The following is a 21,086-nucleotide window of genomic DNA, read 5'->3' as shown; positions in this document are numbered from 1 at the left end:
AATTACCCGGAAATAGAGAGAGAAATCCGAAACAAAGAGAGGGATCACCATGATTGCGGAAAAAGGAGTATGGAACCGGCTACGGACACGGCTGCTGTTCACCGGGCCAACCTTGTTTGCCTTCATAACGGTAATGATCATTCCATTTTTGTACGGCATTTATTTGACGTTCACAAACTGGGATGGTATTTCCACGACACTATCGCTGGTTGGCATCCAAAACTATCTGGCCGTTTTTCGGGATATTGAGTTTTGGAAATCGTTCGCCTTGACGCTCAAATATGTATTTTATACCGTTGTTCTTATCAATGTTATCGCTTTTATGCTGGCTTATGTGCTGACTAAAGGGTTAAAAGGACAGAGCATTTTCCGGGCAGGATTTTTCCTGCCCAACCTTGTCGGCGGCATTGTACTCGGTTTTATATGGCAGTTTATCTTCAACAACGTGCTTGTCTATTTGGGACAACATGCCGACATTCAGGCGCTCAGCACGACTTGGCTGGCTGATCCTGACAAAGCGTTCTGGACACTCGTGATTGTAACCGTGTGGCAGAACGCGGGTTACATGATGGTCATTTATATTGCAGGATTGACGGGTGTACCGAATGATATTATGGAGGCTGCAAGCATTGATGGGGCGAACAGCTGGACTAGACTGCGAAAAATGGTGCTGCCCTTGATGGTTCCTTCTTTCATCGTATGTATATTTTTGTCCCTGCAGCGTGGGTTTATGGTCTATGACGTCAACCTCGCGCTCACGAAAGGCGGACCGTTCAGTAGTACTCAAATGGTGTCGATGCATGTGTATGAAAAGGCATTCCTTTCCCGTGATTATGGTGTGGGACAGGCAGAAGCATTCGTGCTGTTCCTGATGGTTGCTCTCATCACTCTGCTTCAGGTTTATTTTAGCAAGAAGTTGGAGGTGGAGGCGTAATGGCAAGCAAAAGAATCGCTTCCTCCATGATCAAATTCATTGTGCTGACCGTTATACTCATATTGTTCATCGTACCGTTCGTCTTTCTGCTGATCAATTCGTTCAAGGAAAATATGGCCATCACTTCGAATCCGTTATCGCTTCCAGAGAGTTTTGATATGAGCAACTATATGAATGCATTCGATAAAATGGATTATATCGCTGCCTTCACCAACTCATTGGTTATAACGGTGTTAAGTGTCTTGTTCATCTCACTGTTCGCGGCGATGACGGCTCATTATTTTGTCAGAAACAACACCAAGTTCAACCAATATACATTTATGCTGATGGTAGCTTCCATGATCATCCCATTCCAGGCCATCATGATTCCATTGGTGAAAATTTACGGCTCACTTGATCTACTGAACAGCAAGTGGTCGCTGATTTACATGTATATCGGTTTTGGCAGCTCGCTGGCCGTCTTCATTTATCATGGATTCGTAAAGAGTATTCCGAAGGAACTGGAGGAAGCGGCACTAATTGACGGCTGCACACGGATTCAGACATTCTTCAGGATTGTGTTTCCGGTATTGATGCCCACGACTGCCACTATTTCTATTCTCAATGTACTGTGGATCTGGAATGATTTTCTGCTGCCTTCCCTCATTCTGGTTGATCCTGAGCAGAGGACACTTCCGTTGTCCACGTACAACTTTTATGGGACCTATACAGTGGATTATGGTCCATTGATGGCAAGTTTGGTACTGACGATATTTCCGATCATTATCATCTATTTGTTCGCCCAAAAATATATTATTCAGGGTGTTATGCAAGGTTCGATTAAATAACTGTAGGAGTAGGATGCCTTATCAAACATACTAGAGTGTATACGAGAGAGAATGCAGATCAATTTATTTCCCAATCCAGGCATATGCTGCGGCCGGATTATCGGCTGAACTACCATTTAATGGCTGAATTTGGCTGGATGAATGACCCGAACGGTTTCATTCAATATAACGGGCAGTATCACTTGTTCTATCAACATTACCCGTATAAATCGGTGTGGGGACCGATGCACTGGGGACACGCAGTCAGCCGCGATCTTATGAAGTGGGACTATCTGCCGGTCGCTTTGGCTCCGGACGGTGAGTTCGACCGGGACGGCTGCTTCTCCGGCAGTGCGGTTGAGCAGGACGGGAAGCTTGTCCTGATGTATACCGGACATGTTGTAACCGGGCCTGACAAGGATCAGGATTACAAGCAGTCACAGGGAATTGCAGTATCGGAAGACGGGGTGACATTCGAAAAGTGGGAGGGCAATCCGGTCATCGGTTATGACGCCATACCGGACAGGGTCAGCCGCAAAGATTTCCGTGATCCTAAGGTGTTCAGGCACGAAGATCAATACTACGTCGTTCTTGGCTCTAATGATGCCCAAGGGAACGGGCTTGTACTGCTTTACAGATCTGAAGACCTGAGAAACTGGACGTATGTCAATGTGCTGGCTGTGAGTGACGGACGCTACGGCGATAATTGGGAGTGTCCGGATTTGTTCCCGCTTGGCGGTCGGCACGTATTCATGCTGTCTCCACAGCGCATGCCTGCTCAGGGAGAAGCATACCGTAATCTGCATTCCACCATGTACGGTATAGGTGATTTCAATGCGGAGGCTGGAACATTTACGGCAGAGCAGTATGCTCAGGTAGATCACGGATTCGATTTCTATGCCCCGCAGTCAACCTTGGACGATAAAGGGCGGCGTATCATCATCGGATGGATGGATATGTGGGAGTCGGAGATGCCAACCCAGCAGGGACACCACTGGGCTGGTGCGATGAGTCTTCCGCGGGAAGCGGTGATCGACCACGACAGATTGCTGTTCCGTCCGCTTGAAGAGGTGGAAAATTACCGATCCAATCTGTTCGAACAGAGGGATATCTTGCTGACAGGCGAGCAGATCATGGAGACGTTCGGAGATAGCTACGAACTGAAGGCGGTATTTGAGTTTGAGGCTGGTAACACTGATGAATTCGGCTTGAAGCTGCGGGTGGGCGGCGAAGAGGAGACTGTACTCTCGTATCGTCCCGATGACGGTCTGTTCCGTTTTAACCGTGAGCGTGCCGGTATCGGACCGGGCGGAGAGAGAAGAGTGCCCTTAGGCTTACAAGAGGGACGTATAGAGCTGCGGATCTTCGTCGATAAGAGCTCTGTGGAAATATTCATCGGCGACGGTGAATATGTTCTCACCGGAAGAGTGTATCCCGGAATGGAATCAACAGGTATTCATGCGTTTGCGAGCGGAAAATGTACGATTGTCTCGTTCCAGAAGTGGGATATCCTCGCATAGAATCGCACCACAAACAGGAACCCTGACCGTGGATGGTCAGATTCCTGTTTTTTTGTGGCCATTTTGCTCGTGTGATTTTAGGCGCGCTTATGTTGCAGATAAGCATCAAGATAAGCATCAATTTTTGCGAGAGCTTCTTTGGTACCGCCGGATTGCTGGAAGCTGTCATTTATTTTTTGTACGCCCTCTTTATACGCTGCGTTTGACATGACCTCATGTACGGCATCTCTTAACGTTTGTGTATTGATTTGATCCTTAGTTATTCGATAGCCAGCTTGAAGTTCCGTTAACCGCTGCGCGACCATAGGCTGATCCTTGTCCTGAGGCAGCACGACCAAGGGTACATTAAAGTGAATTCCTTCATTCACGCTGTTCATTCCACCATGAGTAATAAATACATCTGAATGACGTAATACCTCCAATTGAGGAACATAAGACGAGATGATAAAGTGCTCAGGGGCCGGGTTAATTTTCGTAAAGTCAGCTTTCTCGCCAGCTGCAATCACGACGATGCCTTCAAAATCGGAAAAAGCCTCAATGCAGGTGTTAAAAAAGTCTTCAGTGTGGTCCAGAACAGTTCCCATCGAAATATACAAAACCTTTTTATCCTGTAGTCTGTCCAGCGGGAATGAATTTTCTCCTTTACGCTCCGGAAAGCTGGGACCAATAAAAAGATGCTCATCCCCAAATTGTTCACCATTCGGTTGAAAATATTTACTCGTATACACAACATTCAAAGCCCCTGAATTGTTCATAAATTGAACCATTTCTTTGGGAGCAACACCGAATCTTTCTTTCATGAGATGCAGTGAAGTCGTGACTTGTTCATCAGGCTGAAACGGTACTTTAGCGTCGGAGCGAAAGAGATTGGCAGCCATCAGATGATTTGAAATGAGAAAAGATGGGGATGAAGAAATGCCTGGAATATTCAAATAATCTCTTACTAATTCACCAGCTCCGAATCGATCATAGAACACCAAGTCAAATTGAATACGCTCGGACAGCTCCTGGGTGATGGCTAAGATGTCCATCGAAGTTTGGATATGAATATTCAAAAATGCGTTCAGTCCTGTCGGAGTGTTGGTATCAATGGAAGCAGTCCTGACCAGATCAGGATGCAGGTGAACCTTCGCTCCAACTGCTTCGAGTCTATTCTTGTATTTCTCAGTTGTAATGTAATGAACCTGGTCCCCTCGTGCTGCAAAGGCTTGCGTGATCCCAAGCGTGGGGTTTACATGTCCTTCTGCCGGAAAATTAACCATTAATACGTTTAACATCCATCCTTGCTCCTTTCCTTCTCTTTCATTTAAGATGCAGTTTTAACTGAATCTCTCAATCCATAATAACAATAATATTTATTTTTTCAAATGATATCCTTTCATAAAAATTCGCCAACACAATTCTAAACAATAAGGACAAGGGCTTGTTAACATGAAATGTGTATAACAAATATTTACCTCGTGCATAGTAAAGACGAACGCGATTTAGCAAGGGAGGTTTTTTCTAAATGAATGTTCAAAGAGCACAAGAAATAGCGTCCTCTTCCATTATGGCGAATGTGTTGTGCGATGGGCTACCCATTTATATTCAGCATGTGAATGAACAGCGTAAGACGGCACGAATCTATGCGCTGAACAACCCGGAAGAGGAACGGGAAGTGCCTTTGTACGCGTTAACAGAACGAGATCAGACCCTTGAATAAAAAGGAGCGACATGAAAAATGAAACCGAATCAACAGAAAGAGATCGAGGCAGATCGTTTGAATTTTCGGGATCAGACGGATGATGTGGTCAGAGAAGTACCGGCCACCACGGATGCCAGCGAAGCTGTTGCAGCAATGACTTCACATATCAATAAATATGATGTACCAGATGAGTTGGAAGAAGAATAGAGAGTGGTCAAGCGCGCACAGGATAACCTGCTGCGTGCTTTTTATATGACGCCATAATGGATAGTATCGAACAAAAAGTACTCAATGCCCAAACGTACAAGTGAAACTGCCCATGTGTACGTTTTTTTCCTTTCGTTTTTTTGTAAAATGATATATAAATGATTTTTGTTCAAACGAAATAGACCAGGCCGTCATAGCGGCATATCTTAATAAGTTGAAAAGCTGAAATTCAGAATTGTAGGAGGGAATTATGAACGATGCATCTAATGTTCAGGTTCAAAATCTAAATCCGGAAACAAGTGAAAGTAAAAGTGAAGGTGAAGTTGAGAACAAGGATATTTCAAAAATATTAACGATCATATGGGTTTTTATAATTTATAGTGAGTCTGTCATTCTTCAACATTTGTTCGGTGGTTTAAATCTGCTGCAAAGTTCTTTATTCACTATAATTATCATATTGTACATCCTTTTGTACCTGCATGCTCATAGAGTGGCAAAATATTTTTCATGGGCTTATTTTGTGATACAAGGGGGCTTGATCTTTGCAAGTGCATTTCTTCTACCTGAAAGTTTCTCCATAGTACTAGTGGGTTTAATGCCCGTTTTGGTGGGTCAGAGTATAGGTATTTATTATAAGCCGCTGAAGGTCATTCTTGTATTTTTGATCTCCTACGTTCTTTTTTGTGTGGCTGTGGTCTCTCACAATGACGGCAGGCAATTTGTGCTGTTCATCCCGCTATTTTTTCTAATTGCCGTTGTTATAGTAGCTTATGCGGTTCTTTTTCTCAAACAAGTCAAGGCACGAATCCGCACACAAAATGTTCTGAAAGAGCTTGAAATCGCACATCAAAAGGTGGAAGAACTTACAATTGCCAATGAACGACAACGCATGGCCCGTGATCTGCATGATACGCTGGCTCAAGGGCTTGCTGGGCTAATCATGCAGCTGGAAGCCATTGACGCTCATCTGAGCAAAGGAAGTACGCAAAGAGCCCAAGAGATTGTCCAACAATCGATGTCACAAGTACGGAGGACATTGTCTGATTCAAGGCGAGCCATAGACAATCTGCGTTCGAAAACGATCTCGGAAGTTGATTTTGCAGAAGCAGTGGAGGAAGAAATACAGCGATTTACAATGGCTACGAGCATTCGTGTCATACGCAATATCAAAATTAAAGCTTCAGTCCCCAGACTGCTGTTCGAGCATGGACTGTTTATTATAAGCGAATGTTTAACCAATGTAGCGAAGCATTCACATGCGAATACCGTATGGATTAATATCTTAGATAACGAAGGCAAGATTAAAATTGAGATTCGTGATGATGGAAAAGGATTTGATACGAATATTATTGCCAAGCAAACAGGACATTACGGAATAATAGGGATACATGAACGTGTACGGATGCTGGGTGGAAACATAAATATCAACAGTATATTGCAAGCAGGTACAGCTATAAAAATAGAGGCGCCTCTTACTAAAGGAGACCTATCATGAAATACAAGATTTTAATCGTCGACGATCATTGGGTCGTTAGAGAAGGGTTAAAGCTGGTGTTGGAGACCAATGACAGCTATGAAGTTATTGGTGAGGCCGGAGAAGGTGCAACTGCTCTTAAACTGATCGAGGAGCTTCAACCGGATGTCATATTGCTAGATTTATATATGCCACAAATGAGTGGTTTGGAAACAATGAAAGCCCTCAGAGAAAAACAAAATGAAACGCCTGTCATTATCCTGACTACCTATAACGAAGATGATTTAATGATTAAGGGACTTTCTTTGGGGGCAAAAGGATATTTATTAAAAGATACCAGCCGGGAAAACCTGTTTCGCACGATTGAGTCAGCGCTAAGGGGTGAAACGTTGCTTCAGCCAGAAATAACAGCAAGGGTGTTCGCTGCAACGAATAAGAAAGAAGCCAAGCTAGAATCCCGCGAGAGCAGCTTAGTTCTTACGGATAAGGAAAGGCATATATTAAAGTCTGTTGCACACGGTTTTAAAAGCAAGGAAATAGCATTTGATATGGGGATTTCCGAGCGTACCGTCAAAGCGCATTTAACGAATATTTATAATAAGCTTGGTGTTGATTCCAGATCTGAAGCCGTTGCTGTTTCGTTGGAACGTGGGATTTTACAGCTTTAGAGATGTTAACTGAAAAGATGTTTTTCATTGCCCAGTCGTACATAAGGTGCTTGCCCCTTTGTACGATTTTTTTGTGTGTTCATTGTTATAACATGAAAAAAGAAATGAAAAAAGTTTACATGACCCACGGGTTGCTGATAGCACCTTTAGAAGAGAGAATCAGGGAGGATGACATGAAGTTGAAGAAAAAAGGAATCAGGATCATGATTACGGGGATTGCATTAGCTATAGTAGCTTCCGGTTGCTCCAGTGCAACGGAGAACTCTGTAACACAAGCAAGTCATCCGGTAAAAGTAGAGAAGCTTGTAATGAAACCTTTGGCCAATGATTTTAATCTGGCGGGAACATTGCAGGCAAGTAATGAAGCTAGTGTTTCCTTTGAAGCGGATGGACGTATATTGAACACTATGGTCGAGGTAGGGGATTCCGTAGAAAAAGGGAGCGTCCTTGCGAAGTTAGATACATCTGCCTACCAGCTGCAGCTGGATCGGGCCAAGGCCACCATGGAAAAGGCAAAAGCTGGTCTTAGCCAAGCGGAGGCTTCTGTTCAATCGGCACAGGCGGGTATTCATAGTTCACAATCCCAGGTCGATGCGGCCCAATCGAAATTGCAGGAATTGAACAATGGCGCCAAAAAGCAGGAAATTGCACAGTCACAAAATGCGGTTACTGCGGCCACCAATGCTTACAATAAGAAAAAAGCGGATGCCGCACGGACGCAAAGTCTGTTCCAGGCAGGTGCAGCATCATTGTCGGAAAATGAGAATGCACAGCTGGAATTAACGAATGCACAAAAAAGTTTAAGTGACGCACAAGAGCAGTTGTCTCTCTTGCTTGCGGGAGCCTCACAGGAACAACGTGCCCAGGCTTCAGCTGGTGTAGAGCAGGCCAGAGCAGGGCTGGAGACCGCTATGGCTACGAAACAGCAAGGGCTAGCCAGTAAAGCTCAGGCGCAGGCTACCTACGAGGATGCATTGGCTGCTTATGAACAGTCATCCTTGTCACTTAAAAAAGCTACTTTAACCTCCCCGATCGCTGGCGTAGTCATTGAAAAAAAAGTAGCCGATGGTCAACTGGGCTCCAGTGGAAGTGAGGCATTCATTGTCGGGAATATCAAGACCTTAAAAGTACTTCTGCCCGTACCGGACAGCGAAATCTTATCATGGAAGAAAAACCAAAAAGTAAATATTTCTCTCTATGATGAAATTAGAACAGGGACTGTTACTCAAATCTATCCATCCACGAATACCAAAACGGGCAGTATTAATGTGGAAGTTAGCATTCCTAATCCTGAACTGAATTGGAAACCTGGTCAAGTCATCAGCGCATCTAAAAGTGTGAATCAAGCGGAAGCACTGTTAGTGCCTGTGGAAGCCGTGATTAGCAATGGAAGTGACCCTTATATATTTAAAGCTGTGAATGGTAAGGCTGTTAAAACCACGATTAAAGTGGGAAAAGTGACGAATAATCAATTCGAAGTTCTCTCCGGACTACAGGCAGGCGATCAAATCGTTACACAAGGAGCAGGAACCTTATTTAATGGCGATTTAATTGGGAATGATGTGCTTGGGAAAGCGGAGGAGTCGTCCGAATGATTAAATATATTGTTAAAAAGCAGAAAATTACGCTTATTTTCTTTGGCATGTGCATACTGCTAGGGCTCTTCAATTTTACATCATTACCCAAACAGGAGCAGCCTGATGTTATTCCTATGACAGCTAGTGTTACAACGATCTATCCGGGTGCCTCACCTGAAAGAATCGAGCAAACCATTACTAAGATCATGGAACAGAAAATTAAAGCAGTACAAGGTGTCAAAACGATTTCCTCTACTTCATCGAAAGGCCAATCCAGTATCATCATAGAAGCTTTGAATGATGCGGACCCGACCAAAGTATGGGCTGATCTTCGTACAAAGGTGCAGGATGCACAATCTGAGCTTCCAGAGGATGCGATGCAGCCTATGATCAATGATAGCATGACTAGCTCTTTCATTGGTTCATATGCGATTACTTCTGATAAGGTTGAGGATTTGTACTCATTAAATGAATTAATGAACAAATGGAAAGATCAATTAAAAACAGTCCCTGGTATTTCGCAGGTCAATATTCAAGGAGTACCCGAGCAAGAGGTACGAGTTAGTTTAGACACGCAAAAGATGCAACAATATAACCTCTCCTGGGAGCAGGTTGTCCAAGCGATCAAGGATGAGAATGATAGAGTACCTACAGGAAGTATGGATTTCAATGAGCGTACTTATCAGCTGACGGTAAATGCCTCAACGGACCCATCGATTCTGAATAACGTCCAGATTTCAAGCAATGACGATGGATTTCCGATATCTTTGAAGGATATAGGTACTGCCTCGCTTGTTTTTAAAAAAGCAGCTAGTTATACGTATGTGAATACCAAGCCTGCTATTTCGATCAGTGTAAGCGGGGATATAGGAACGGATGTGCCGACGGTATCCAAAGCAACAACAGCTAAAATCAATCAGCTTGCGAGCAGTTTGCCGAAGAATGTACATTTTGAACTGCTTTTTGCACAAAATGATCGAGTGAGTGATATATTTGGAAACCTGACCAAAGAGATGATTATTGCTATTTTATCGGTCATTGTGATATGTACTTTAGGTTTGAATTTGCTAACTTCTGCATTTGTAGCGTTGGCCATTCCTGTTTCCATCGCCATCGGCTTTATTTTCTTGCCTATGACAGGAACTACGCTGAATCAAATATCAGTCATCGGACTCATCATCGTGCTAGGGATATTGGTTGATGATGCGGTCGTGGTCAATGACAACATTGAACGCCGACGCTCTGAATTTGGGGAAAATGCTACGGAGGCAGCCATTAAAGGAACCAAAGAGGTATCCTTATCGATCGTTACAGCTACGCTAGCTACGGTTGCAGCATTTGCCCCGCTGTTATTCCTGCCGGGTAATATCGGAGACTTTATTAAACCGATCCCTACCGTTATTTCGTTAACCATGCTGGCTTCCATGATTATGTCACTAACGATTATTCCTATTTTCCGCCAATGGTATGATCAACGTCGTAAAGGAAAAGAGAGGAACCAAACCGTTAAGCCACCTGGGCTTCTGGGGCATCAAATCCAGTCTCTATCCAATGTGTACTCTAAAAACTGGATGCCAAGAATACTACGGCGTCCACTTTTAACAGCGCTGGTTGGTCTTATGATTGGTACAGCCGCTTATGGACTACTTGCGGTTGTTCCCATTCAACTATTCCCAGAATCCGATCAAGCAGATGCCACCATCAGCGTAACGATGCCAGAAGGAACGTCGTTGCAGGCAACCAATCGGGTTATTAACGATATTGGCATGTGGGTCAAAAAACAACCAGAAACAGAACGGCTGTCGGCAACGGCAGGTGGAGGAGCGCCTCAGATGTATAGCGATGTTGCAGGCGGTCACGGCTCCGGGGGAGCGGTCAACGGTCAACTTGCTGTCGTTGGAAAAGAGGGGCTATTCGATCTCCAAAAAACAGTGGATAGCTGGACTCATACGCTGCAAGCAAAATATCCATCTGCATTGATCAGCATTCGGGTTCCTCAATTAGGTATCCCGGTCGGCAGTGCGGTGTCTATCCGAGTGAAGGGAGAAGATATTGATAAACTGCAAAACATGACAGCTAAAGTCAAAGAAATAGTTGCAGGCACCCCCGGAGCAATAGACGTGACCGATAATATGGGGATGCAAAGCTATAATCTGAATTTCCAAGTCAATCCACAAGCGTTGGATAAATATCGGGTTACCTATTCTAATTTGACACGAACTCTGCTGTTAATGGGGGATGGGGTCAATGTTACGGATTTTGATACAGGTAAGGAATTGCTGGATATCAATATATACATGAATAAACCAAACGATGATCCTGAAGTATTGTTCCAACAATTAAGCGTAACCAATGCGGCAAAAGAGCAAATTCCATTATCCCAGTTAGTCACGATGAAACCGGGCTTTTCCATTCAGCAAATCCACCGCTATGATTTGGAACGGACGGTAACGATCTCAGCCAATGCGAATGGGCGTACGGCTACAGAACTTACTAATGACATTCGTAGCAAACTAACGAATACACAGTTTGAACCAGGCTACATTTGGGCGATGGGAGGAGAAACATCCGCGCAGTCTGATATTTTTAAAGATTTAGGCAAATTAGCCATTATCGTTGTTTTTCTCATCCTGCTCTTGATCACCATGCAGTTTTACTCCATCACCACACCGCTCATTATTATGACCACTGTGTATCTGGCAGCGGCAGGCGGAATTCTTGGAAGCTTTATTTCAGGCATGCCAATTGGATTCATGAGTATTATGGGGATCATTTCACTGGCTGGTATCGTTGTGCGCAACGGTATTGTATTGATAGAGTTTATTGAAGATGCGCGGCGTGAAGGAGCTGAACTGACAGACGCGATCCTTATGGCATGTTCTGCCCGTTTCCGTCCGATCTTGCTTACTTCGCTAACTGCGATTGTGGGGATGATCCCTATCGCCACCATAGGAGAAATTCTCTTCAAACCGTTGGCAACGACCATTATCTTTGGCCTGATCTTTTCGACCATTTTAACCTTGTTTGTCGTTCCGACGCTGTATATGGTCGTAGCTCATCTGAAGCTGAAGCGGAAGCAGAAGCAGGAAAAGTCTATAAACACCGATAGCTCATTGACCTTGTAGGTAAATACAGAAAACAATATACTTCAATATTTCTTTTAGAATACGGATCGTACATGAGGCGAAGGTCTTCATGTACGATCTTTTTATTTGTTGACATAGTCAACAAATATCAGTACTATAATTGTTGCAAAAGTCCACTAAATAGGGGGAGTTATGGTCAATATAGATGCTAATATCATAGCGGATATGAGGCGTTTTAATCGGTTCTATACGAATTTACTTGGTGTTTTAGATAGACATGTGCTGGATAGCGGATATTCCTTTACCGAGGCACGTGTCATTATAGAGATCGGGTTGATCGAGCCATGTATTGCGAATACGCTGGTCGAATCTCTTAAAATTGATCGCAGCTATATGAGCAGGATCATTGCTAAATTTTGCAAAGAGGGCTTTCTTGTTAAGGAAAATTCAACGGTGGATAATAGAACAAATCTAATTCGTCTGACACCTAAAGGAAAAACGTTCTACAACCAATTGAATGAAAGGTCTGATGAGCAAATTCTAAGATTAGTTCAAGGACTTTCAGAAATAGAGATTGAAGAATTACATGCTTCTATGTTGTTAATTCAGAAGAAATTGGATATTTCGGAGAGGATACAGAATGATACGATTTGAATGCGACTATACCGAAGGTGCCCATGAACGTATATTACAGCGACTACTGGAAACGAATGAGGAACAAACGCCAGGCTATGGTATGGATGATCATTGTGAAAAAGCCAGAGCTTATATTAAAAAGGCGTGTGACTCCGAAAATGCGGATGTACACTTTTTGGTTGGAGGTACACAGACCAATACAACGGTCATTTCTTCGATTTTGCGTCCGCATCAAGGTGTGATTGCGGCAACTTCTGGACATATTGCTGTGCATGAGACCGGAGCAATTGAGGCTATTGGACATAAAGTACTGACATTGCCAAGCGAGGATGGGAAAATCCGGGGTGAGCAGGTAAAGGAACTATACGACGCTCACTGGAGTGATTCTGCTCCTGAGCACTGTGTACAACCCGGGATGGTTTATATTTCTCAACCGACCGAGAATGGAACGATCTATAGCCGATCGGAGCTGGAAGTGTTAAGTAAAGTCTGTCGTGAATATGGTTTACCGCTGTTTATAGATGGAGCCCGCTTAGGCTATGGTTTGGTTGCAGAGGATAGCGATGTATCATTAGCAGATATAGCAAAGCTGTGCGATGTGTTTTATATTGGCGGCACTAAAATTGGAGCAATGATGGGAGAAGCCGTCGTTATCCTAAATGATGCTTTGAAAAAAGACTTTAGATATATGATCAAGCAAAAAGGAGGACTGCTGGCTAAGGGCAGAATGCTGGGCATTCAGTTTGAAACGCTGTTTGAGGACGGTTTATACTTTGAGATTTCCAAACACGCCATAGATATGGCCATGTTGCTGCAAAAAGGATTATCCGAGCAAGGGTTTTCTTTCCTGTATCATTCTACAACCAATCAGCAGTTTCCAATTATATCAGATCGCATATTACAGGCATTGAGCGAAAAATATACTTACTCCTTTTGGGAAAAGGTTGATGATACACATACTGCTGTTCGATTTTGCACCAGTTGGGCCACAAAGAAAGAAAATATTGAAATGCTGCTTCAGAATATCAAAGCATTACAATAGAGGTCACGGATAAACGATGAGTATCATCTTGAAGAGGTAAAATGAATGATGGAATAGGCCATACCTCGTTGCACACATTGCAGCGAAGTATGGCTTTTTTGTCGTGTAAATTACCTAATCCAGGCGGCTCGTCTTTAGTTCCATGAAAGAGCAAGCAGATATAAAAATGGAAAAACAAGACAAGAGCGAATGTATAAAATTAGCGCCTAATTATTTACACTGAATACCTATCGAACCTGTTTACGGTATTGAAGAGGGGAGAGCCCGGTTATTTTTTTAAAGATTTTATTAAAATGGGAGGCATGACCGAAGCCGACATCCTCCGCAATGCTCTGGATTTTGTCTTTGGTGGTTCGCAGTCTGGTTTGAGCCGCCCTAACCCTCACGACGCGGATGTATTCGCTGAAATGAAAGCCAGTCAATTTTAGAAAGATGCGGCTTAGGTAGGCTGGACTAATAAAAAAGCAGGCGGCCACTTGTTCGAGAGTTAACGGCTCATTGAAATGATCCTGAATAAAAGATGAAATTTCTGTGATTTTCTGATGCATGGGATGAGATGAAATAAGTTCACTACGCTCGGCCGCTTCCGATCGGTGCACCAGGATAAGCATTTCCAGCAGCAAATGCTGTACACAACGCTCATGCAGAGGCTGCTTGTTCCTACATTCGCTATTCATTTGCAGGAACAGTCGTTCAACTTCGACTTGTTCTCTAGCCGGTAAGCGAAGCAACGCGGATTGCTGATACGGCGGTAGATCCAGAATGTCACGATCCTGCGGTGGGAGAAACGTCGGAGAAAAATGAATCAAAATGCGTTCTGTTTCCTCCAATTGCGTGCTGGCGGTAGAGTGTAAGTCATGAGGGAGGATGAATATCAGATCGCCCTTGCGAGCGGTGTATACCTTGCCGTTCATAAAGTAGATGCGTTCGCCCTGCAGCAAAAAATACAGCTCATAGTTCTCATGAACATGAGGTCTGGGCATAACTGTGAAGCCGGTACGGTAGATGTGATGAATGGAGAATTGTTGTTCTCCGATGACATATTTGTCTTCCTTCATTTCATTCATGTGCTTCTTCCTTTGCAAATTAAGATAAGTAAGCGCATTCATATATCCTAGTATATATGACACCTGCCCACGGTAAAAGCAGAAAAGATTGATGAAAGGAGGTGAAAACACTTCTGAACGTCTCGGATCATTCTTTTATAAAAATATGCGCTGGTGTGAAAGAAAATCTTAGGGAGGAAACAGAATATGAGCAAGCAGCGTACATGGAGAAAGGTGCTATGTAATGTGGTTGTGGGTTCATTGTTGTTGACTTTGTGCCCACCACTGATTCAAGCAGAGACTGCGGTAGGGACAGAGATGGCAAAAGTAGAAAAAATAGCGACGAATATTCCGGCGTTTCCGGGGGCTGAAGGTGGCGGTAAATATGTTACCGGTGGACGCGGAGGTGAAGTCTACGAAGTTACCACGCTGGAGGATTACGGCAAAGGTGAGAAGGTGATCCCCGGATCTCTTCGTGCAGCGGTCAGCTCGGATAATCGGACGGTCGTATTCCGGGTGGGCGGAACCATTCATCTTAAGGAGCCACTTAAAATCCTGGGCAACAACCTGACGGTTGCAGGTCAGACAGCTCCTGGCGATGGTATAACTGTAAGCGATTACACGACAGGGATTGATGCAGATAACGTCATTCTCCGTTACCTGCGTTTTCGATTAACCGACCGTTACCCCAGTGAGGATGACGCATTAGGATCCAGATATCATAAAAACATTATGATTGATCACTGCTCCTTTAGCTGGTCTGTGGATGAGGTACTGAGTCTGTACGATAACGTAAATACGACGGTACAATGGTCCATTGCGTCCGAAAGTATGCTAATGACCACGCACCAAAAAGGTCGCCACGGCTATGGCGGCATATGGGGTGGTCGAAATTCCACCTATCATCATAACTTGTTGGCACACAATGCAAGCCGCAACCCGCGTTTCCCAACCGATAAAAAACAAATCGACGCTGTGGAAATGACCAATAATGTCATTTATAACTGGGGATTTTTCTCTTCATACGGTGGTGGTGAAGGATCGTATAATGTGCTGAATAACTATTATAAGTATGGCCCCAACACATATAAGGATGTTCGCGGTCAAATCTTTGTAGACGTGGGTAGTAAAAAATATAAAACACGCATGTTTATTGGTGGCAACTACATGTACGGCAACGAATCGGTTACTAAGGACAACTGGCAGCTTGGAACATCCATTGGATCGATTATTGATCCTTCCACTCGTTTGGCAGAGCCGATTGAAGTCAGAGGGGAATACGACAACGGGATTTCACCGGATGCGTATGGTCCATATCAAGCGACAGATGCACAGACCGCATACACTGAGGTGCTTGCCGGTTCAGGAGCCACGCTGCCAAGAAGAGATGCGGTGGACGCCCGCATTATGAATGATGTGAAGAATGGAACGGGTGCGTTTATCAATTCTCCGCGTGAGGTAGGATGGATTTACGATGATTATAGCGTAACCAACACGGAGCTTACTGACAGTGATCATGATGGTATGCCGGATGAATGGGAACGCGCCCATGGGCTGGACCCCAAAAATGCAGACGACCGCAACGGTCAGGAGCTTGCCGGCACAGGCGAGTATGCTCATTTTGCCAAGGGCTATACGAATCTGGAAGTCTATTTAAATGATCTCATTGAGAAGCTGTCCAATGGAAGTGGGGTAGATAATCCGGAGGCCGTCGTTCAGGTGTCGGATGAAGGCGGACGTTCGCTGAAGCATAACGATATTTTGGAAGCCGGACGTGATGCGACCATAACTGCAACGGCCAAGGACCAAGATGGCATTGCCCACGTTGAATTTATCATTGACGGCAAACTTGCTGGAAAAGTAGAGGATGCGCCTTATCAAATCAGCTGGAATCATGTGACGGACGGCACCCATTACATTATTGCACGGGTGACAGACCGCAAGGGAACTGCTGCATTTTCCAATCCTGTCACTATCCACGTCAACACGACTGTACCAACGGGAAGCTGGCTCAGCGAAGAGGTTGGCTCTGAGGGCAACGATGGCTATATCAAAGGGCATACTCAGGTATTAAAAGAAGATGCAAACGGCAGCAGCATACGACTAAAATCAGCGGGGGACATTGACGGTCAGGCTGATCTTTTCCATTATGCTTATCAGAAATGGGAGGGGGATGGTGAAATTACAGCCCGTGTGGAGAAGATTACTCCTGTGGATGATAATGCCGAAGCAGGTGTAATGATTCGTGAATCACTGAAGCCTGGATCAAAAATGGCCTTTATGTCTTTATCATTTGTTAAATATGGTAAACAGGGGACTCTTATTAGTCGTGATCAAACAGATGGTAAAACCAAGCGCGCGTCAATGGAAACATTTATTACAACGCCATATTCGGTTCGTCTGGTGAGACAAGGGCAAAAGCTGACCGGATGGATATCCGCCGATGGTCTAACAAATTGGGATAAAGTGGGTGAAGCAGTCGTGGACTTTCCAGAGAATCAACCCTTACTGTTCGGGCTAGCTACCGATGCATCCAAACAACAAAACGATGTATGGAATTACAATACGTCGGAATTCAGCAATGTTAAGGTCCGCAAGCTAACAGACTCAGGAGGAACCTCTCCCACTAGTGTGGTTGTATCGACCTATGGCCCTGCTGACTATACATCTCTCCAGGCAGCTATTGATGCAGTCCCTGACAACAGCAACACAAGGACTATTATCCATCTCAAAAACGGTACCTACCGTGAAAAAATAAAGGTGAATTCCTCCAAAAAAAATCTGAGCATTATCGGAGAAGATCGGGACAAAACGATCATTGCTTTTGATGATACAGCCAAGACCATAGTGGACGGGAAAGAATTAGGAACGAGCAACAGCTATACCATGCGTGTGCAAAGTCCTGACTTTGTGATGGAAAATGTGACGGTCGCCAACACAGAAGGGACCGGGCAGGTGCAGGCTGTAGCGTTATATGCCGAAGGTGATCGTGGCAAGTATCATAATGTCAAAATTACCGGCCTACAGGATACTTTGCTCGTAAACCGTGGCAGACAGTATTTTAAGGACAGCTACATCAGTGGCAGTGTGGATTTTATATTTGGCAATGCACCTGCTGTGTTTGATAATTCGATCATACACAGCCTGCGTGCCGGATACGTAACCGCAGCTTCAACAGAAGAGAACCAGCCAGGTTTTGTATTTACTCAGTGTCGTCTGACAACCGAAGCTGGCTTGACAGGCAAGGTGGATCTTGGGCGACCATGGCGTCCTTACGCTCATGTTACTTTTTTGAAGACCTATATGGATGACCATATCAAGCCGGGTGGTTGGAACAATTGGGGTAAGGAATCCAATGAGCAGACCGCAAGATTTGGAGAGTTCGACAACTTTGGACCAGGTGCAGGAAGTAGCGGGCGTGTACCTTGGGCCAAACAGCTTACAGCTGACGAAGCAGACCAGTACACTGTTGAAGCTGTTCTGAGCGGGACAGATCATTGGAATTGGCGTCTATAAATTTGATGTTCAATAGATAAGCGGGGGGATACGCTTTAAGCGTTTCCTCCGCTTATGTGCGTGTTTGTGAGCAAACTTGGATGTGGTACATACATAATCTAAAATTGAAACCATTTGTTATTATGGTAAATATTTTATATATTGAATATGAGATGTATTTTTAGGCGCATAACAGGTGGTAATAAACTCGAGGCTAATGTACATCTTGTTCGTAAACATCATGAAAAACCCTACAATTATTTTTAGTTGAACATATTATTATGTTGGAGGTGTAGGATGGCACGTGTGTTGGTTATGATCACGCCTGCTGAAGGCCATGTTAATCCGTCCTTAGGATTAGTGAAGCAGCTGGTTGACAGAGGTGAAGAAGTGGATTATGTGTGTTCAGAGGAATTTGGTACGAGAATTCAACAAACGGGAGCAAACCTGATCACCTATTCATTTAGTGTGGATGCATTTATTCATAATCCTGTATTAAAGCCGGCTGAATATAAACATCATTATCAATTCGTGAATATGATCGTTAAAGGTTTGATTGAACCGATTATTCCAAAGGTTATGAAAGCAATTGAAAATAAGGTGTATGATTATTTGATTTATGACTATTTAATGGGTTGGGGAGGCAAAATTATAGCAGAGAGACTGGGAATACCATCGGTATGCACGGTCTGTTCGTTTGCTTTCGTAGAGCCTCTGGGATCTGATCAAGGCTGGGATGATCATGATATAAAAGTGAGAGAGCTTTATGATGACACCATGAAAGTAGTACATCAATTAGCTGAGGAGTTTCAGGTTTCCGTCCCCGCTATTGATGAACTCGATTCACATTCCCACAGCCTAAAGGTCGTGTATACAAGCCGTTATTTTCAACCGCAAGCTGAAAAGCTGGATGATAGTTATATTTTTGCAGGTCCATCTATTGTACCTCGTAAAGATGCACCTTCTTTTCCGTTCGAACAGCTTCGTGCTTTGTATCCGCAGGTTGTTTATATATCATTGGGAACTATTCTTAATAGAGATTTGGAGTTTTACAAGCTTTGCTTTGAAGCATTTCGCGATTTGCCTGTGCAATTTGTACTTTCATCAGGCCAATATGCGGAGATGGAATTATTGGCAGTCAATATCCCGGACAATTTTATGATCAAGCCCTATATTCCGCAGCTGGAAATGCTCCAGCGTGTAGATGCCTTTATTACACATGGGGGAATGAACAGTGCAAGCGAAGCTTTGTATTACAACGTGCCAATGGTTCTGGTTCCCATGACATCGGATCAACCGATCGTGGCCAATCGGGTACAAGAGCTGGGAGCGGGTATTGCTGTGAATAAAAATGAGCTTACACCCGCTATCTTAAAAGCTGCTTTGGTAGAGGTTTTAAATCAAGCCATCTATAAACAACAGGCGCATGTAGTTGGCCAATCACTACGTCAGGCTGGCGGCTATACGTATGCGGCAGATGCAATTATGAGTCGTTTCTCTACTATAGGAAATTAGGATGCGAGAAAAATAGGGTGCGTGTGCGGAGGCTTACGATGTAACCAATCTGGACCATGCATGGCATGATAGCATAACAAAGCAGCACGTAAACGGACTTCAGGTTCTCGTCCAGATTACGTGCTGCTTTTTGTATTGGTGCTGTCCTATAGACTGTGATTTCTTTCTTGTAGAGCAGCCGAGTTGTCAAACTCTAATTTTTTTGAAATCGCGAGCAGACCAAGGCAACAGAGAATCAGGAATAAGCATACCCAATAGGAGTTTCGATAACCCATCCATTGAGCGAACAATCCGCCCATCAAGCTCCCCGCCAGTCTTCCGATCGTTGTCGCATTGGAATACAGTGTCGAGGCATATCCGGGCAGAGATGGCAACAAATCTTGCATGTAGCTGATACCAATGGCTGATATCACTGCAACAAAGAAGGCTAGAAGAAGCTGTCCCACAAATAGCTGCCACATCTCCGTAGACATAAGGACGAGAAGATAATAGACAACGCCTGTTAGAGCCCCTAAAAATATAAGCAAACGGTTGGAGTATTTGGCTGCTAGTACACCCAGCATGAGCATCAAGGGTATCTCTAAGATTGCGCAAATACTGGATACTAGGGCAACGTCATTCGTGTCACCTTTTAAATTGTGGATGATGAACAAGGAAATGTTCAAACTATTCATCCAGTGAGACGTATAAAGCAGAGTAAGAACTAGAAAAGGAATCAGAATTTTAATATTTTTATGTAATGTAATGTGATGAAGTGAAAGTTGATCCTTATTTTTAGCTTGAACAGGAGGCTGCTTGATAAAAAAGAATAGAAGAACGGCAATAAGTACAAAAATAGAGGTCGTACCGACAAAAATACCTTTAAAGCCCGTATGTGCAATCAAGAAGGAACCAAAGAGCGGCCCGGTAATAAAGCCAAGAGAAAACATAGAACGAAGCGTTGAATTCGCAAAGGCATGATCCGCAGATTTACTGCGATCTACCGCCTCACGTGCACTGGCAAATAACTGTGGCATCCCAGGGGCGCCAATTGCCGTAAAGACAGTCATATAAATAAAAAGTACATAAAAATTTTGGATTACAAGATATCCAGCAAAGGCTACAGCATTAAATAACGTACAAATCACTAAAATTTGTTTGCGGTCTAACCCGGTATCGGAGCGTTTGGCAATAAGGGAGCTTATCCATATACCACAAATCAAAGTCACCGCTGTAAACACACCAAAGGTTCCCACAGATACGCCAAGTGTACTTGTAAAATATACAGCTAAAAAAGGTGCACTTATGGAAATAGCCATACCTTGCAATAACATACAGATCATAAATAGCGGGTAGTTAGGGATAAAGAAAAGATTTTGAATACGCTTTAGCATTTCATTTTTACACCCCTTTAGGT

General features: G+C 43.9%; 16 protein-coding genes. 13 read left to right on the top strand and 3 right to left on the bottom strand.

The window, feature by feature from the left end; translation table 11 throughout:
- Nucleotides 1-49 precede the first annotated feature (49 nt).
- The 3 genes from ACU1JV_RS19790 to ACU1JV_RS19780 are packed head-to-tail and all read left to right on the top strand — an operon-like array spanning nucleotide 50 to nucleotide 3,260.
- Complete coding sequence (locus ACU1JV_RS19790) at nucleotides 50-934, top strand: carbohydrate ABC transporter permease (protein WP_013373216.1); 885 nt, start codon at nucleotides 50-52, stop codon at nucleotides 932-934.
- Complete coding sequence (locus tag ACU1JV_RS19785; RefSeq protein WP_330706570.1) at nucleotides 934-1,761, top strand: carbohydrate ABC transporter permease; 828 nt, start codon at nucleotides 934-936, stop codon at nucleotides 1,759-1,761. Before ACU1JV_RS19790 ends, ACU1JV_RS19785 begins: the two co-directional genes overlap by 1 nt.
- 35 nt (nucleotides 1,762-1,796) lie before the next feature.
- Nucleotides 1,797-3,260, top strand: coding sequence for a glycoside hydrolase family 32 protein (locus tag ACU1JV_RS19780; RefSeq protein WP_413987069.1), 1,464 nt, complete (start codon nucleotides 1,797-1,799; stop codon nucleotides 3,258-3,260).
- A 77-nt stretch (nucleotides 3,261-3,337) separates the two neighbouring features.
- Here ACU1JV_RS19780 and ACU1JV_RS19775 read toward each other — a convergent pair whose 3' ends face one another.
- On the bottom strand, nucleotides 3,338-4,537 hold the full coding sequence (locus tag ACU1JV_RS19775; protein WP_413987068.1) for a macrolide family glycosyltransferase: 1,200 nt from the start codon (nucleotides 4,535-4,537) through the stop codon (nucleotides 3,338-3,340).
- A gap of 230 nt (nucleotides 4,538-4,767) precedes the next feature.
- Here ACU1JV_RS19775 and ACU1JV_RS19770 point away from each other — a divergent pair, with 230 nt between their 5' ends.
- From ACU1JV_RS19770 to ACU1JV_RS19735, 8 genes are all read left to right on the top strand, one after another.
- The gene (locus ACU1JV_RS19770) at nucleotides 4,768-4,962 is read left to right on the top strand and encodes an H-type small acid-soluble spore protein (RefSeq protein ID WP_413987067.1); all 195 of its coding nucleotides are present in this window, start codon (nucleotides 4,768-4,770) and stop codon (nucleotides 4,960-4,962) included.
- An 18-nt stretch (nucleotides 4,963-4,980) separates the two neighbouring features.
- Nucleotides 4,981-5,151 carry a hypothetical protein gene (locus ACU1JV_RS19765; protein ID WP_013373210.1) on the top strand — a complete coding sequence of 57 codons (171 nt, stop codon included), beginning with the start codon at nucleotides 4,981-4,983 and terminating at the stop codon, nucleotides 5,149-5,151.
- A 250-nt stretch (nucleotides 5,152-5,401) separates the two neighbouring features.
- Nucleotides 5,402-6,646: a sensor histidine kinase gene (locus ACU1JV_RS19760; protein WP_413987066.1), complete on the top strand. Its 1,245-nt coding sequence runs from the start codon at nucleotides 5,402-5,404 to the stop codon at nucleotides 6,644-6,646.
- Nucleotides 6,643-7,293 carry a response regulator gene (locus ACU1JV_RS19755; protein ID WP_025674660.1) on the top strand — a complete coding sequence of 217 codons (651 nt, stop codon included), beginning with the start codon at nucleotides 6,643-6,645 and terminating at the stop codon, nucleotides 7,291-7,293. The genes ACU1JV_RS19760 and ACU1JV_RS19755 overlap by 4 nt, the downstream gene beginning before the upstream one ends.
- A gap of 173 nt (nucleotides 7,294-7,466) precedes the next feature.
- A complete protein-coding gene (locus ACU1JV_RS19750; protein ID WP_413987065.1) occupies nucleotides 7,467-8,888 on the top strand; it encodes an efflux RND transporter periplasmic adaptor subunit in 1,422 nt (473 codons plus the stop codon).
- The gene (locus tag ACU1JV_RS19745; protein WP_434954161.1) at nucleotides 8,885-11,995 is read left to right on the top strand and encodes an efflux RND transporter permease subunit; all 3,111 of its coding nucleotides are present in this window, start codon (nucleotides 8,885-8,887) and stop codon (nucleotides 11,993-11,995) included. Before ACU1JV_RS19750 ends, ACU1JV_RS19745 begins: the two co-directional genes overlap by 4 nt.
- A 153-nt stretch (nucleotides 11,996-12,148) precedes the next feature.
- Entirely contained in the window at nucleotides 12,149-12,610 is a 462-nt protein-coding gene (locus tag ACU1JV_RS19740) for a MarR family winged helix-turn-helix transcriptional regulator (RefSeq protein ID WP_013373204.1), read from the top strand.
- Entirely contained in the window at nucleotides 12,597-13,634 is a 1,038-nt protein-coding gene (locus ACU1JV_RS19735) for a threonine aldolase family protein (RefSeq protein WP_413987063.1), read from the top strand. Before ACU1JV_RS19740 ends, ACU1JV_RS19735 begins: the two co-directional genes overlap by 14 nt.
- A 227-nt stretch (nucleotides 13,635-13,861) precedes the next feature.
- On the opposite strand, the gene ACU1JV_RS19730 is transcribed toward ACU1JV_RS19735, so the two are convergent.
- Nucleotides 13,862-14,701 carry a helix-turn-helix transcriptional regulator gene (locus ACU1JV_RS19730; RefSeq protein ID WP_413987062.1) on the bottom strand — a complete coding sequence of 280 codons (840 nt, stop codon included), beginning with the start codon at nucleotides 14,699-14,701 and terminating at the stop codon, nucleotides 13,862-13,864.
- 186 nt (nucleotides 14,702-14,887) lie between these two features.
- On the opposite strand from ACU1JV_RS19730, the gene ACU1JV_RS19725 reads away from it, so the two are divergent.
- Nucleotides 14,888-18,196, top strand: coding sequence for a pectinesterase family protein (locus ACU1JV_RS19725; protein WP_413987061.1), 3,309 nt, complete (start codon nucleotides 14,888-14,890; stop codon nucleotides 18,194-18,196).
- A 276-nt stretch (nucleotides 18,197-18,472) separates the two neighbouring features.
- Nucleotides 18,473-19,690: a macrolide family glycosyltransferase gene (locus tag ACU1JV_RS19720; RefSeq protein ID WP_413987060.1), complete on the top strand. Its 1,218-nt coding sequence runs from the start codon at nucleotides 18,473-18,475 to the stop codon at nucleotides 19,688-19,690.
- Between the two features lie 146 nt (nucleotides 19,691-19,836).
- Here ACU1JV_RS19720 and ACU1JV_RS19715 read toward each other — a convergent pair whose 3' ends face one another.
- Complete coding sequence (locus tag ACU1JV_RS19715) at nucleotides 19,837-21,063, bottom strand: sugar efflux transporter (RefSeq protein WP_413987059.1); 1,227 nt, start codon at nucleotides 21,061-21,063, stop codon at nucleotides 19,837-19,839.
- Nucleotides 21,064-21,086: the final 23 nt, after the last annotated feature.

This window comes from Paenibacillus sp. T2-29 (assembly GCF_052921365.1).
This window is presented reverse-complemented; position numbering and strand designations above follow the sequence as displayed.